This window comes from Mucilaginibacter aureus (assembly GCF_053514885.1).
This window is the reverse complement of record NZ_CP170601.1, coordinates 3,169,865-3,185,345: the sequence shown is the minus strand read 5'-3', so window position 1 is coordinate 3,185,345 and position 15,481 is coordinate 3,169,865. Positions and strand designations below refer to the sequence as shown.

The window sequence follows — 15,481 nt, the reverse complement described above, 5'->3', positions numbered from 1 at the left end:
ATGTGTTAAACCGATGGTAAAATTAAATTTATCGGGCACATTTATCCAAACTATTTTGGTAACAATACAATATACTTTGGCCCGTTAAAAAACGCGCTTTACCTGGATGCCGTTTAAAATGGTTTCGCCTTTATTGCTTTTAAAGCCAACATGTATACCCTGCCCGTTTTTTACCGAAACCCTAAGTTTAGTAGCATAAGCCGCCAAAGGCTTCAGGTCGGCAGCATTATTCACATCGTGCAGCACCTCTTTATCATTGATCAGCACATCAAAGCTCCTGCTGGTAAATGTTGTCCCTTCGGCACTGGCGCCAAGGTTATAGGCCAGCCCTGCCTGCTTAACCGGCGTTTCCAGTTCGGCAAAATGCAGGGTAACTTCGTACTCGCCATCGGCCACATCAAAATTAAAACCTTCCAAACCTACACGCTGGGTTTGATAAACCGGGTCGTCGCCGGTGCCGGTAATATTTTTATCCGTACCAAATGACTGCCTGCCGCCCCCTTTTAGTGCGTATACATGCCCGCCCACATAACCCCAGCTGCCGGGTTTATACTCCTGCTCAGGCAGCCAAACCTGGTGATCCTCTTCATTCACATAGATCCGCCTGTCGCCTACGCTGATGTTCAGTTCATTAAAAGGCAGCGAAGTACTTTTTAAATTGTTATCAACCATCACAAAAGTTATTTCCGCTTCATCGCTCTGGCCGTTGCTTGTGGCGATAGCTTCCAGCTTATTAACGCCATTTACAAAGGGTACATTAAATTTGCATACCCGGTCAACCGCCTTTTGTGTGGCAATGTTCTCACCGTTCAGCACCAGCTTAATTTCAGGCTGATTGGTGTACACTTCCACTGCCTCAATGCAATGTTGCTTATCGTTAGCAATACCGCTGCGTAATGTCCACCCGCGCGACCCTATCCTAACAAAAGGAGCTTTCAATAAATTGGCCTGGTAAAACAGGTAGCTATCCTTTACCTGCCTGTCGACAGTTAAAATACCTTTATTGTTGATATGTGGCATTGACTCTTCGCGCTGTTCCGAATTAAAATCGGCCAGGTTCCATATTGCGGCACCGGCAACAAACGGCCTTGCCGTAATTGCTTTTAAATACACCTGGTGATACAGGTTAACGTACTCCATCGATTTATCAAACCTTTCGGGGTTGTTGCTGTGGATACGCGGATCGGCATCGGCCCCATACTCAGATATGATAAAAGGTTTATCCGGCATGTCTTTGTGGAACTTATCTAAAAAGTCGGCAAAACCGTTCAGGTTAGGTGAGTACCAGCCGTTGTACAAATTCCAGCCCACAATTTTGGGTATCGACAGTAAACCTGCCTTAGCATAAGCGTTGTAGTTACCGTGGCAGGGTAGCATGGTATACCGGCTCGAATCTTCGGCCCGGGCCAGGTTTTCAATTTGCTGCGCCAATGCGGCCAGGTTTTTAAGATAAGTGCCCTGCCTTTCGGGATCTTTAAACGGCGTGCGCAGCAAAATTTCGTTCATATATGCCCATACAATAATGCTGGGGTGGTTATAATTCTGGCGGATCATCTCCGTCATCATGATTTTGCAGTTTGTGCCAAAAGTTTCGTTATCAGTTATCTGGTTCACGATGGGGATCTCTTCCGACGCCAGCAGGCCCATACGGTCGCAGGCTTCTATAATGGCAGGATCCTGTGGGTAGTGCGCTATGCGTACAAAATTAGCGCCCATCGCTTTTAGCAGCTCCATATCGCGCACGTGTATAGCATCGGGCAGGGCGTTACCCAGGTCTTTAAAATCCTGGTGGCGACTTGCGCCTATCAGTTTAAGCGGCTTCCCGTTAAGGTAAAATCCATTATTGGCATCAAACCGGTACCAGCGGAAACCCAGCGGATTGCTTACTTCGTCTAAAACTTCTTTGGTTTTTGCATCCGTTAAAGTGGAAACCACCCGATACAAATAAGGCTCATCCGGCGACCATAAATTAGGCTTTGTTATATTTTTGATCTGCTGATTGAAAGCTACTTTCTGCCCGGGGATCGCATTAACACGGCTTTCGCCGGATGCAACAAGCTTGCCATCACGATCAAATATCTGCGTAAGCACTTTAATATCCCGCTTTGCAGCTGATTGATTATCAATACTTCCTTTTACATTTACTAATGCCGATGTTTCTGAAACTGCCGGAGTGCTGATAAACACACCGTTCGACGCATTGTTACCGGTATCAAAATGCAAGGGGTTGGTAGCTACCAAATAAACATCGCGGTAAATACCGCCGTAAAATGTAAAGTCGGCGCTCAGTGGCGGGACGTTCTCATCATGGGCATTGGTTACCTTAACCGTCAGCTCATTCGCCGTATTATCACTGGTACCAAATTTAAGCAGGTTACTTACCGGGATATTAAAAGCGGTATAACCACCGGTATGCGTGCCTGCAAGCTTACCGTTCACATATACCCAAACCTGCTGATCGGCACCCTCGAAGTATAATGATACCGGTCTGCCTTTCCATGCAGATGGAATGTATAGCGTTTTTTTATACCAGCCAATGCCCTGGTAATAACCTTTTTCGTCGTCGTTTACATCTTTGCTGTTCCAGGTATGCGGAATGGAGATACCCTCCCAGTTTACATTGCTTTCCTTTTCGGGATAACCTGCAATATCGCCTTTGTAAAACTGCCAGTTGGTGTTAACAGACTGTTTGATCCTGTTTTGCGCTGATAATGAGTTGGCAAATATCAGCAATAAAAGAAAACCGAAAACGGTAAATTTGGAGAGGCGCATCATAGATATTGATTTATAATTGGCTCCCAAATATAGTAGATAGTGTTAAATAAACACTATACTTTTAGCAACAAGCTTAATGTTTGCTAAAAGCTTAATGTTTGCTAAGCCCTTGTTGCAGCTTTTGTATCTTAAGCATTTGCACGGCAAACCTTTTACCCAGCTCTTCGGCCGAGGAGCCAACAAAATGTGTGGTATCGCCTTTGTGTACCAGCCCTTCCGAAGTTGCCACTGCCGTGAACGGAACTTTTACCGGCAGCTTAGCCAGTTCGGTATTGATATTGGCGTAAACCGCCCTGTACCGGCCAAGTTCGCCCACCACAAACGGCAGGTTTGCGTTGCCTGTTAAAGTCCGCACCCGGTTGATCAGTTCGGTAAGCTGGTCTAAATACAGCTTCGCCCTTTCGGGACTACTGTTCGACTCGCCCTGGTGCCAAACCACGCCTTTAATAACACCATATTTCATGGCTTCGGTTATCCGGATAACGGCATCATTCCAGGGATGGGTATCTGTCGATTGATCATAAGCGCCCGGCAGCCAATGCTCGATCGGTGTACCGCCAACGGCGCAGGGGATCAAACCTATTTTAGCACCCGGGTAAGCTTCGGCTATTTGGATACCAAATGCCAAACCCGGACCAACGCCTGCAACCTTAGGCTTATCAAAATGAAGCGGGTGCTTTGCAACTACCCATTTCAGGTCTTTGGTGAGCATCAAAACCCGGTCGTTACTTTCGTTTTTTAACTCATCAGTAATGGGGCCGCGGCCCGCCATATTCGACTGGCCGATGAGGATATACAGCTGAAAATTCGGGTCGGGAGTTTGCGCGAAACCGGTGATAACCAGGGCAGAAAACAAAACGGCGAGGGTAAAAAATTTATTGAACATGTTTTTAATCGGTTTTCAAATATAACAGATAGTGTTAACTAAATACGATGTAATTATTAATGTTTTTTATTATGCCGCTTTGCATCTTGCTTATGATAATAAAGGATTATATTAGTTGATAATTACGCCTATAATCCAATCCTATTAAAAAACTTAATTATTATCACCATGGCAGATTCAGCAAATCTTTTTCCGGAAGAAATTTCAGCAACAGGCGAGGCATTTACGCAAACACTCGCGATGGAAAATGCAGTTTTCCAGGGCCAGCTTGATGGCGCTATTGAAATGACCGTTACTGCGTTTCGCGAACTTATTTTACTTTGTAAAGAAGCAATAGCTGTTGGCAACCCTGATACAGACAAGGGCCAGCAGAAACTTGAAGACACTGCCCAGAAGGCTGTTGCCGCTGTTCAAAATGCGACAAGCAAAGCCGCTAATTCGCCCACGCCGGCATCTCCTGACGCTACAGACCCAGGTAAAAATTCTCCCGATCCGGCTGAAGTGGCACTGGAAGCGGCAGTTTTAAGTGCTTTGGGGCGATCGTATGAAAATGCAGTAACCGCGCAGCAGCAAACTTATATTACCCAACAGGCTGCCGCCACTCAGATCATCACTACAATTTTAAGCGTAGCTACAGCAACGCTGGGTGTAGCGGTTAAAGAAGCCGAAAGCGTCTGAATAATCAATCAGGGTAAATGCAAACTTTGTTTTACAGATGTGTTCGAAAATTATATATTTGCACCCGCTTTCGGCTCAAGGGCCGAAAAACGGAGAGATGTCAGAGTGATCGAATGTGCCTGATTCGAAATCAGGTGTACCGCAAGGTACCGGGGGTTTGAATCCCTCTCTCTCCGCTAAATGAGATTGATAAAAAATCAGTCAAAGGTTGCTCGGTTTCGAGCAACCTTTTTTTGTTTGATAATCTGGTAGTTATGACCGAAGTATGGATTCAGCCAGGTGTTCTAAATATGTCATTTTAAATGTAAGACCCTGTTTGAACACCCTATTTAAAATAGAGTGTTGCTGATTGATCGTAGCGCGGGCAAGTAAGCCAAATGCAGGAATTAAAGTATCAAACAATGTAAAGATTTTTTTTTAAGTCGAACCACTTTAAAAGTTTACTTTTTAAAAAGTTACTCCAATCGAATTATCGCAAATACCCAAATACTTTAACTAATTTTATTTGCCTATTAAATCATTTATCACAATTAATAACTACAGATGTTGGGAGTTTGGTCATATCAATACGGAATTACTGAGGAAAAATATTTTCGGACATCAGGAAAACAGGTAAATAACATTGACTTTGATAAAATAAAAGATATAGAGGAGCTTGATCTTTCCTACAATAATATTTCTGAAATAATTCCTGAAATAAGCAAACTTACAAAACTAAAAATCCTTAAGCTCCATTCATGCCATTTGAAAAGCATACCTAAGGAATTGTTTTTACTAAAAGAATTGCGATGCTTAGATCTTGGCTGGAACGAAATTTCCAAATTACCACCTGGAATTGAGGAATTAAAACATCTTGAAATACTCGATTTAGAACATAATAACTTAAGTCAATTTCCTATTGGCATTTGTCAGTTGCTAAATCTGCAACATCTTGAGTTGGGAAGCAATAAAATACCTAGTATATCGCCCCGAATCAATAACTTAACGTGTTTAAAAACACTTCGAATCGATAATAATGTATTAAGCACTGTCCCTTATGAGATTGGAGGATTAAAAAATGTTTGGTCTTTTAATTTTGAAGGTAACCAATTGGACTCTCTTCCAAATTGTTTTTTCGATTTGCCGTTGTTGAAAGAACTTAAATTAGACGACAATCAATTAACTAAATTACCTGATAGCGTGTTTCAGTTGACAGCTTTAGAACATCTGGAGTTAAAAAACAATCGTTTGCAAGAGATTCCAAGTAGCATAGCATTGCTCCAAAGTTTGAAATTCCTATATATCGAGGGCAACAACATTCAACGTCTTCCTATTGAAATTACGCAAATATCTCATCTCATTAAACCAGTGATTAAATTATCAAAAAGTCAGCCTGAGTCATTGCCTTTCACTAACCTATTGAAAACCTGGGATGTTTTTATCAGTCATGCAAGCGAAGAAAAAGATGATATCGCAAAACCATTGGCTAAAATGCTTGAGAATGCAGGTCTACGTGTATGGATTGACAAAAGTGAAATTGCAATAGGTGACAGTATTCGATCAAAAATAGATGAAGGATTATTTAATTCGGTTTTCGGTATAATAATTTTAAGTCAGAATTTTTTTCAAAAAGAGTGGACAAAAAATGAATTCGATGCGCTCTTAGCATTAGAGGTCAATGGACAGCATAAAATTCTCCCTGTCTGGCATGGGGTGACGAAAGAAGAAGTTTTTAGATTTTCACCCATTTTGGCGGGTAGACTTGCTGCAAATACTTCAGATGGGTTGGAGCAATTGTCAGCAATGTTGATTGACACTATTTTATACCGTGCACATTGGTTATTAAATGAAAAATTTATAGATGCGCCTCAGCTTTTTTTGAGATTACTCTTGAGAAAACCGGCGTTGAGTAAAATCCGAGATTTTCTTATTTCAAATCGAGAGATTGTCGAACGAAGAATATTGGGTGAGGTCGTTAGAGATCTTAGGGGCGATTTTCAGCTAAATGACAACGAAATTATTGCAAGAGAAGATCACAATAGTTGGACTTTGCATATTTTTTGTTTCGTTTGTTTTTTTCAACCCTCAGCCAAAATTTTCAATCCTGATGGAGGTCTTCAGCCAGAAATCAAGGCGCAAATTTCAAGAGTAAAAAAAATCACAAAAGGCAAGGTACCAGTCGAGGAAAAACAAGGGACAGAGGGGCGATATAACCACCTGTACGAGTGGGCTCAAAAAGGCCATAGAGGTACAAATTTTATTATTGTAGGGAGAAGGAGCAGCTTAACACCGGAGGATGTTGACAGTTTAAGAATTCTTAATGAGGATTTGCGAAATCAAGGATTTGAGATTAGAACTTATGATTGGCTTGTAGAGAGTTCCTTTGAATATTTGAAATATGGAAGAAAAAGATGAGGGCGATAGTTTTTTAACACCCATCAATTCCCAATAATATCTTTAATAGTGGCTAAAATACCTTCAAGATGTTCTAATAGAACCCGTTCACCACTTAAGGAGATGTTCAGTTTTGAACATCTCCTTTTTTGTTTTAGGTAAACGCCTGTTTATATGTGCTTTAGTGCTGTATTTCTTAGATAAAAAACGGTTCGAAAAATCTCATGATCTTGACATAATTTATTGGCTTGATCTCTGATTTATTTAAGTCTTTGCAATTAGATAATTATTTTCATTAAGTCAGTATTTACCTACTTTTGCCTCCAAAAAAATAAAGCGCATGACAACACAGGAATTTATTGCCGCAGCATTGCTGGAAGATGTAGGCAGCGGCGATTACTCTACGCTGGCTTCCATCCCGGCCGGTACAAAAGGCAAAGCAGTACTCAAAATAAAGGAAGACGGCATACTGGCCGGTATGCAGGTGGCACAGGAAATTTTCCATTACCTGGAAGAAGGCGCAAAATTTACCCTCTATAAAAAGGATGGCGACGCGGTGAAAAACGGCGAAACCGCATTTACCGTTGAAGCCAGTGTGCACACCATACTCAAGGTTGAACGCCTGGTGCTGAATTGCATGCAGCGCATGAGCGGCATTGCCACCCTTACCAACAGGTACGCTGATAAAATAAAAGGCTACAAAACCAAAATACTCGATACCCGCAAAACAACCCCACTATTCCGCGAATACGAGAAGGAGGCGGTGCGCATAGGCGGCGGTTACAACCTCCGTATGGGACTGTACGATATGATCATGCTGAAGGACAATCATATTGATTTTTGCGGCGGTATTGAGCTGGCCATACAGAAAACCAACGAGTACCTGGTGGCCAACAATCTCGACCTGAAAATAGAAGTGGAAACCCGCAACCTGGATGATGTTCGCCGTGTGCTGGAAACAGGCAACGTGTACCGCATCATGCTCGATAACTACTCGCCGGAACTACTGGAAGAGGCTATTGAAATGATAGGCGGCAGGTACGAGACCGAAGCATCGGGCGGCATCAATCTCGATAACATCATATCTTATGCACGTACGGGTGTCGATTATGTATCGTTGGGCGCCATCACAAATCGTGCGGTGAGCATGGACCTGAGTTTAAAAGCACAACTGGCATAACGAAGAAGCACCTCGTATTTATCGTCAACCCAAATCGGGCGTATACACCTTTCCCTCAGCCACATGGCACCATAGCCTGCTAAAACACTGATTTTTAGCAGGCTATTTCTTTTTGTAACCAATACCACAACCCACTAAACTTCCCGTCATTATCCTCAATAAAAAAATGCCCAAATAAATTTGCGCAACTAAAAAGTTGCATATATATTTGCAACCTCAAGGTTGCTTAATTAAATGATGAAAATGAAACAAGATATATTTCAGGCCATATCCGACCCAACACGCAGGGCTATTTTAACGTTGATCGCTATCCAGGCATTAACACCAAATGCCATGGCCGAAAAATTTGATATGACCCGCCAGGCCGTATCAAAACATATTAAAGTATTGCACGAATGCGAATTAATAAAACCTGAACATAGCGGCAGGGAGATCTATTATCACTTTAACGCAAAAAAAATGCAGGAATTTGACCATTGGTTAGCCCAATTCAGGCAAAGCTGGGAAACTCAATTTAATCAACTTGACCAATTATTAACAACAATTAAAGAACAGGAAAAATGAACAACGATTTGCTATTTGATTTTAATGTTGACAAAACAGCCAAAACGGTTTACATCACCAGGGAATTTAATGCTGGGCAATCTTTAGTATGGGATGCTTTTACCAAAGCAGAATTGCTGGACCAATGGAGCGCACCTGCACCTATGCGCGCCAAAACCAAGTATATGGATTTCAGAGTTGGAGGGCGAAGATTTTATGCGATGATCACCCCCGACGGACAGGAGGGTTGGGCGGTTCAGGAATATACCTCCATTACCCCGAAAACCAATTTTAAAATGTACAATGCGTTTTCCGACAAAGACGAAAACCGCGAATTGCCGGGTTCTGAATGGGATCACACTTTCAGCGAAGAAAATGGCAGAACAAAAGTGAGCATCACCATTTTTAATGAATCGTTTGAGCGGATGGAAAAATTATTGGAGGGCTTCAAGATCGGGTTTACCATGACATTAGCAAACCTGGAAAACCTGTTAGCCACTTTATCACAGCAATAACAAGAAGAAACTTAAAAATAAAAATCATGAGAGCAATTAATCCGTGGATCAATTTCAACGGCAATGCCGAAGAAGCATTTACTTTTTACAAATCAGTTTTTGGCGGCGAGTTTACAAAGATCGTCCGTTTCAAAGATCTTGCGAGCGATGAATTCCAGATCGCAGAAGATGATGCAAACAAAATTATGTACATAGGCTTACCTATTGGCAAAAACAATATCCTGGTAGCTAATGACGTTCCGGGATTTATGGGCCGGGTAGATGAAAACGAGAACCGGTCTAAAATATACGCTGTTACCGAAAGCCGTGAAGAAGCAGACAAAGTTTTTAACGGACTATCAGCAGGCGGTGCTGTTGAAGGAGCTATTGGCGACAGTCCCTGGGGTACCTACGCCGGAATGTTCAGAGACAAATATGGTATTGAGTGGATTGTAGAATTTGATCCCAATTTATAAAGTCTCAGGAAAGTCAAAAATAGCGTAGGTGTTCGATTGGAGTCTCTCCCTCTCCGCTATTCAGTCAATAATCCAAAATGCCCCGGCAATAGCCAGGGCATTTTGGTTGTTATATTCTTTTTGATAAGATGATCAAAAAGGTGTTTTTTGATTGATTATTTGTAAATACGGGCCGGAGGTTTTGGTTTGGCCGGCTTATCCGGAGGGGTATGGGTAAAATTGATCACTTTGTTATCAAAAAAAGCGAGAACAACGGTCATTCCAAAATCATCGATTTTCATTACTTGATGCCACCCAAACTCGGGCACCTGAATTGGCCAATAAAAATCATCATCACCGGCAGGGCCTACCGACAACGATGCGCTTGTTACATTACCAAAGCCAACAACATTTATTATTTGATCGCCTTTAACAAAAAATGTTTTACTGGCGTTGGAGTGCCCCAGATTATCAACCCAATACCATTGGCCCTGCAGCATTTTTTTTACATCGTCTATAGTTCGCATAAGTTTTTTGCACTAAAAATAACAAATAATTTTAGCGTGCATTATGATCATTTGATTATTCCGGGTTTATACTGATCATCCTTTTTGTTTGATTAATTTAGTTTAATATACCCGGTTTTACCCATTATCAAACTAACGCCGTTTATTGCTTATCCGTCACATGGTCGAAAAATGCCGTCATTTGTGCTAAACCTGTTTTTGAAAACATCCTTTCAGAATTTTCCAGGGTATCTTTTGTGGCATCCGCACCTCTTACAATCATGTCCTTTTCAAAATGAGCGATCGCTGTTCTGATATCGGCAAATTGATCGCCTGTTAAACATTCGGCCAATTCAAATGCATCTTGTAATGCTACATTGGCCCCTTCGCCTGCATAGGGTGGCATCCGGTGAGCGGCATCGCCGATCATGGTCAGCGTTTCATCCGTTTTCCAGCTTTGATCAAATGGATAATAATATTGCGGGCGGGGGATAAAAGTAACGGCATCATTTGTAAAAAATTCATACCATTCATCGCTCCAGCCTGCAAATTCCTTTTTAAACCATCCAAGTACTTCTTCTTTATTATTAAAATCAATACCGCTTTGTGCCAGCCAGTTTTCTGGTGTTTTAAAATTTACCACAAACATAATTGAACCATCACCTTTTGTGCCATAACCAACAAATTGCTCATTATCAAACGCCATTACTTTTCCCCCTTTTGCAAACGAAAAAAGTTTCGGGGTGTGCTTCTCAGCATCGTAAATATTGCCTTCAATCAACGTGACGCCTGAATAAACCGGTTTAATATCACTCAAATAAGGCCGCACTTTTGAATTGGCCCCGTCAGCCGCAATTACCAGGTCGGCATACGCATCCAACCCATTTTTAAAATGCAAACGCCAGCCTTTTTTATCTTTTTCCATTGAGACGAAATGGCTATCCCATATCACTGTATTGGATCTCAACGAGTTCAATAAAATATCCCGCAAAGGGGCACGGTCTATTTCGGGGCGACCTTCGGCCATGATCACTGCAAAGTCGTGGTCATCAAATGCAATATTGAGCATTCCATCTACAAGCCGCATCTTACTTGCTACGGGGCGATGGTGTTTATAAAATTCTTCCAGTAAACCGGCACGTTTCAGCGCTTCCAATCCTGTGCCTTCGTGCAGATCAAGTGTTGAACCCTGCACGCGCACATCCCTATCCGCATCCCGTTCATATACTTTCACATCGGCACCTTTAAGCTGTAAAAGCTTTGCCAAAGCCAATCCCGCCGGGCCACCGCCTACAATCGCGATTTGTTTATTTCCTAACAACATAATTCTGCATTGTTTTAATTACAATGCAAAGTTATCTCCGTTTAATGGCCGATAATAGTATAAATCGGTCGTTTTTGTTTTTTGATAACTCTTTTGGTACAACGCCCGAAAACTTTTTTACTTGTTTGATAAAGTGGTTTTGGTCAAAAAAGTTCTCTTCCGGAAAAAGCTGCCCCTTTGCAATATGTTCCAGCGAAGCGCGGAAGCGAAGAATATTGCAATAAGCTTTGAGCGAGATACCGAATTGCTGATTGAAATAGCGATTGATTTGCCTGCTGCTCCAAAATATTTTTTCGGACAACTCCTTTACTGTAATTGCCCCGTTAGTTGCATAAATTATTTCAAATAACTTTCGTTTATGTTCATCTATTTCTTTGGGCAAAAGCGATTTGATCTTTTCTGTAGCCTTTTCAACAAAACAGTCAAAATCAAGCAGATCGTTTTCCGTAAATCCCCAAAAGCCATTGGGCAGCAACCTGCCGCTGTTTACTATGTCAGAAATAGTTTCTCCAAAAATATACTCTACGGCAAGCAACTTAAAACTAATGCAGAATATCAGGCTGTTAGCCGAAATTTTGGCCTGTTCATGTTGTGTGAGGCCGCCAAGCTGTGCGATATGAAAAGGCCCCGTGGCCGACTTGAAAAGCAACAGGTCAATAAGGCCATCGGGCAGCCCTGTAGTATCCATATCGGTATCGGATTGGTTACGCAAAAACCAAAAGCTATCTACAAAATCCGAAAGTTGTTTATCGGGCTTAATAATTTTGTATTCCAGGTCATTGCTCATCGCTGCTTTCCCATTTCGGAGTATTTGTTTGATAGCTCTGTATAAGCCAGGCACAAAAGCAAATTTACTGTTTTATTGCCTGTGTTTACTCACTCATAGCTGATTAATCGTTTATAACGGTAGTCTCAACCTGTCGCATTTAACCCTTGCATTTGCCGCATCCACACCGCTCATATTAGTTTATTGTTATTGAAATTTGTATCAGAACAAAACCAATCATCAACGGGTTATAACGCAAAAGCTAATCATCATGAGAAAAATAATTGTTTTAGAATTTATCACATTAGATGGCATAGTGCAGGCACCGGGCGGTCCGGAGGAAGATCCATCAAACGGCTTTAAATACGGCGGCTGGACAGCACCTTTTGACGACGAGAGTGCAGGCAAAGTATTTCAAAAAATACTGGCTCCTGCCGATCTTTTACTGGGCAGGCACACATTTGAGATCTGGGAAACTTATTGGCCCAAACATACTGAGATCTGGCCGGGAATTATGGAAGTTACCAAATACTGCCTGTCGGCAACACGAACACAGTCAGACTGGAGTAACTGTACGTTTATTACCAATGTGGACGACATTAAAAAGCTCAAAAACTCTGAGGGCGGCGACATTAAAGTTTGGGGCAGCAGTGAGCTTGTTCAATTGCTATTGGAGCACGATTTGGTTGATGAGTTCTGGTTCAATATTCACCCCGTAGTTTTAGGTAAGGGAAAAAGGATATTTAACGATAACTCCCTGCCGGCAGCATTTAAATTAGCAGAGAGCCATATTACAAACACCGGCGTTATTATGGCCAATTACCAGCGCAACGGCGAAGTAAAGACGGGTAGAATGGGTGGTTGAGATCAAAAAGCAATGCCAAATTGAAAGCCTATGCCGAAAGAAGTGGGCTTATCATTGCCAAAGCGCAACGGTAATGGCACAGCCGCGAACATGCTGCTGGCTTTACCCTTAATGACGATCTTGTTAAGCACCGGCGTTAAACCATAGCGCCCCGATGTTTCAAAAGCTGCACGACCGGCGAATGTCCAGCCACTACCTAACGCAACCAGTACACCCGGGTGAAAGGTAAAATTGTTCATTTTACTGGTACCACTTTCGGCACGTATGGTGGGTACAAACTCGGCAGAAAAACCGATCGCCGCACTTTTCCAAATATTGATGCCTACCGGGAAACCTACCGTATAATAATGATCGAAATTGGTTTCGGTACCCGCGCTGCTGAAAGTGACGATGGGATGCAGGACACCGGCATAACCGGATACTTTAGGATAAGTTTGTGTAGTTTGTGCAAAGGCTGGAGTTATCAGTGCATAAATAGCTATGCTGATCAAAAAACGTATTATTTTCATACAGGCAATATTAACCTGTACATCAATTGCAAAATAGAACGTTCTTAACTAATTTGTATCTTTTTTACCTTGCAGGACATTCTTTTTGTAATTAAGCGGATTATCATGGTGCTGCCAAATCATGCACATGCGTTTGTTTGATCAGGATATGCGTCCAGGTACGGGTGTACCCCGGCTAACCTTTTTCATTTGTAGCCTCAACCCCATATCGTATCGCGTCTTCAAGTATATCAATGTTTATATCTTTCAGCGTTTTAAACTTAATGCAATACCCTGTTACACTTGCCTTGCCAAGTCTTTTGCCATAATTATTGGCTAAGTATGTCTTATCTTCCAAACCAAGAATGTAAACAGATATGCCGGTTGTGTTTGCACTCAAACCTGTCTGATAAAACTCCCTGGTTGTTCCGTCAGCATATTTTATCATATAAGCTCCGTATCCTATATTAGGATTAGAAACAATTTTACCCTCGCTGTTTTTACCATCCAAAAACCATAATTTGCCAGCTGGCAGTACCTGAAGTATCCGCTGGTGCAACACCTGCATGTCAGCGCGTTTGGGTCCGGGCTGGCTGTCCAAATATTCTTTGATCTGTTCTTGTGTGTCCATATAAAATTTCGGGTTTACTTTCTTAATTCTATTTTTTCTCGTCAAAAATCCGTATATTTAAACAAAGCGCGAGGCTTTTACTATTGCCAATATCATAACAGTACGGCTTTAAGTATCTAAAAAATACCGACAATTACCCCCCTGTTCTGTTTTTTTGTTGCCATATTGATAAATAACAGGTCAAAAAAGTATCTTAACTAAAAACGCCGCCGACAGGCAGCGTTTTTAACTACTCGTCTTGTGCTTTTGGCGGTGCTTCCGAGTCGTGCACATGTGTTTGTTTGATCAAGGTATGTGCCTGGGTGCGGGTATGGCCCGGAGGAGCTAACAGTAAACCCGCTTTTGACAATGCCCCCCATAAAATTTGATTTTGAAACGCTATTGTGCCTCCGCCCCTTTTGCGTTGCGATATCATGCGGTTAATATCGCCAACACATATCCATGGCTGGTGCAGGGTAATACCCCATTTGGCATGATCATGGGTTTCGGGCCAGGCCCAGTGCGCGCCAAGTGCACCCATATTGATGTATTTGATATCGAATGTTTTATGGATACCATCTGTATCGGCAATCGGCGGGATAGGGCCCCTGATCCAGGTCTCATCGTCCATATCGTCGTTCAAGGCAGGGCCAACCAGGCCGTTCCAAAAATCCTTGTTCCACTCCCGGTTTTTAGCTATAACCTTAAACGGCATACCTGCTTTAGATTTTACATCAATAACATCGCTGTCTGCTTGCGGCGGGTTTGTCAAAGGCTGGGTTAACAAATATAGCGGATCGGTTTTGGGCAGATCTGCAGTATTGGCGTAGTAAATTTGTGGCTCCTGGTGGCTTACCATTTGTGTGGCAATACTTTTAGCGGTAGCAATGTCCAGCGTAATACACAGGTATGTTTGGCCATATTTGGGTGTCGGATCAGTTTTAGCACCTGGTTCAGCAAATTTAGGCCACGAGTGCAACAACCAATACGCCGTACCCGATGCCGTATCAAAAGCTAATACACCTTTGGTATGCCCTTTATGCGCATCGTCTTTTTTGTTAAGGCTCGATGGCATCTCATCATTGTATAAGACCCACCCGGTTGATGGTGCCGGATCTTTAAAATTGACAAACACCTGGTCGAGCGTAAGGTTTAATGCGCCCTTGCCCCCACTGATCAGGTTTGGTGATTTAACCGGGTTGCGCTTGCGCGGATCGGTATTTGCATCAATAGCCGAGTCGTAATAAATATATTCATAACCAGTAGCGTTATCTGAGCCTGCTCCGGCATTCAATTGCGGAACCTTGTACATAAACCACCAGTCGACAGGATTGCCATTTTCATCAAGTGCAGAAATATTCATAATTTTTAGGGATTAGGTTTATGATAAAGATGCAAAAACATCCGGGCCAAAACAATAGGTGTTTTCACGGTAGTTTGTTCACATCCTATTGTTTTTTAGTACGATAATAACCAAACACGCGCGCATGTTGAATATCATTAATTCGTTACACAACAACAAAATATGGTAATGCTAT

General features: G+C 42.2%; 15 protein-coding genes and 1 tRNA gene. 8 read left to right on the top strand and 8 right to left on the bottom strand.

Annotated features, from left to right (window positions below; genetic code table 11):
• Positions 1-84 precede the first annotated feature (84 nt).
• Positions 85-2,775: a glycoside hydrolase family 2 TIM barrel-domain containing protein gene (locus ACFGVR_RS13610; RefSeq protein WP_448697839.1), complete on the bottom strand. Its 2,691-nt coding sequence runs from the start codon at positions 2,773-2,775 to the stop codon at positions 85-87.
• Positions 2,776-2,866: 91 nt separating this feature from the next.
• Positions 2,867-3,661: a sialate O-acetylesterase gene (locus ACFGVR_RS13605; RefSeq protein WP_448697838.1), complete on the bottom strand. Its 795-nt coding sequence runs from the start codon at positions 3,659-3,661 to the stop codon at positions 2,867-2,869.
• 168 nt (positions 3,662-3,829) lie between these two features.
• Here ACFGVR_RS13605 and ACFGVR_RS13600 point away from each other — a divergent pair, with 168 nt between their 5' ends.
• The 7 genes from ACFGVR_RS13600 to ACFGVR_RS13570 all read left to right on the top strand — a co-directional run bounded on the left by ACFGVR_RS13600 (position 3,830) and on the right by ACFGVR_RS13570 (position 9,405).
• Positions 3,830-4,339 (top strand): RebB family R body protein, encoded by a 510-nt coding sequence (locus tag ACFGVR_RS13600; RefSeq protein ID WP_448697837.1) that lies wholly within the window; start codon positions 3,830-3,832, stop codon positions 4,337-4,339.
• 91 nt (positions 4,340-4,430) lie between these two features.
• Positions 4,431-4,515, top strand: a tRNA-Ser gene (locus ACFGVR_RS13595).
• A 367-nt stretch (positions 4,516-4,882) separates the two neighbouring features.
• On the top strand, positions 4,883-6,733 hold the full coding sequence (locus ACFGVR_RS13590; protein ID WP_448697836.1) for a leucine-rich repeat domain-containing protein: 1,851 nt from the start codon (positions 4,883-4,885) through the stop codon (positions 6,731-6,733).
• 319 nt (positions 6,734-7,052) lie between these two features.
• A complete protein-coding gene (gene nadC / locus ACFGVR_RS13585) occupies positions 7,053-7,892 on the top strand; it encodes a carboxylating nicotinate-nucleotide diphosphorylase (protein ID WP_448697835.1) in 840 nt (279 codons plus the stop codon).
• Between the two features lie 243 nt (positions 7,893-8,135).
• Positions 8,136-8,456, top strand: coding sequence for an ArsR/SmtB family transcription factor (locus ACFGVR_RS13580; protein ID WP_448697834.1), 321 nt, complete (start codon positions 8,136-8,138; stop codon positions 8,454-8,456).
• Positions 8,453-8,950 carry an SRPBCC family protein gene (locus tag ACFGVR_RS13575; protein ID WP_448697833.1) on the top strand — a complete coding sequence of 166 codons (498 nt, stop codon included), beginning with the start codon at positions 8,453-8,455 and terminating at the stop codon, positions 8,948-8,950. Before ACFGVR_RS13580 ends, ACFGVR_RS13575 begins: the two co-directional genes overlap by 4 nt.
• 26 nt (positions 8,951-8,976) lie before the next feature.
• Positions 8,977-9,405 (top strand): VOC family protein, encoded by a 429-nt coding sequence (locus tag ACFGVR_RS13570; RefSeq protein ID WP_448697831.1) that lies wholly within the window; start codon positions 8,977-8,979, stop codon positions 9,403-9,405.
• 155 nt (positions 9,406-9,560) lie between these two features.
• On the opposite strand, the gene ACFGVR_RS13565 is transcribed toward ACFGVR_RS13570, so the two are convergent.
• The 3 genes from ACFGVR_RS13565 to ACFGVR_RS13555 all read right to left on the bottom strand — a co-directional run bounded on the left by ACFGVR_RS13565 (position 9,561) and on the right by ACFGVR_RS13555 (position 12,001).
• Positions 9,561-9,911 carry a hypothetical protein gene (locus ACFGVR_RS13565; protein WP_448697829.1) on the bottom strand — a complete coding sequence of 117 codons (351 nt, stop codon included), beginning with the start codon at positions 9,909-9,911 and terminating at the stop codon, positions 9,561-9,563.
• A 142-nt stretch (positions 9,912-10,053) separates the two neighbouring features.
• Positions 10,054-11,214: an FAD-dependent oxidoreductase gene (locus ACFGVR_RS13560; protein ID WP_448697827.1), complete on the bottom strand. Its 1,161-nt coding sequence runs from the start codon at positions 11,212-11,214 to the stop codon at positions 10,054-10,056.
• Positions 11,215-11,245: 31 nt separating this feature from the next.
• Entirely contained in the window at positions 11,246-12,001 is a 756-nt protein-coding gene (locus tag ACFGVR_RS13555; RefSeq protein ID WP_448697826.1) for a DUF6597 domain-containing transcriptional factor, read from the bottom strand.
• Between the two features lie 250 nt (positions 12,002-12,251).
• On the opposite strand from ACFGVR_RS13555, the gene ACFGVR_RS13550 reads away from it, so the two are divergent.
• The gene (locus ACFGVR_RS13550; RefSeq protein ID WP_448697824.1) at positions 12,252-12,845 is read left to right on the top strand and encodes a dihydrofolate reductase family protein; all 594 of its coding nucleotides are present in this window, start codon (positions 12,252-12,254) and stop codon (positions 12,843-12,845) included.
• Positions 12,846-12,847: 2 nt separating this feature from the next.
• Here ACFGVR_RS13550 and ACFGVR_RS13545 read toward each other — a convergent pair whose 3' ends face one another.
• The 3 genes from ACFGVR_RS13545 to ACFGVR_RS13535 form a co-directional block, all read right to left on the bottom strand.
• On the bottom strand, positions 12,848-13,354 hold the full coding sequence (locus ACFGVR_RS13545) for a hypothetical protein (RefSeq protein ID WP_448697822.1): 507 nt from the start codon (positions 13,352-13,354) through the stop codon (positions 12,848-12,850).
• Positions 13,355-13,529: 175 nt separating this feature from the next.
• A complete protein-coding gene (locus tag ACFGVR_RS13540) occupies positions 13,530-13,964 on the bottom strand; it encodes a DUF1801 domain-containing protein (protein ID WP_448697820.1) in 435 nt (144 codons plus the stop codon).
• Positions 13,965-14,193: 229 nt separating this feature from the next.
• A complete protein-coding gene (locus ACFGVR_RS13535) occupies positions 14,194-15,306 on the bottom strand; it encodes a deoxyribonuclease II family protein (RefSeq protein WP_448697818.1) in 1,113 nt (370 codons plus the stop codon).
• Positions 15,307-15,481: the final 175 nt, after the last annotated feature.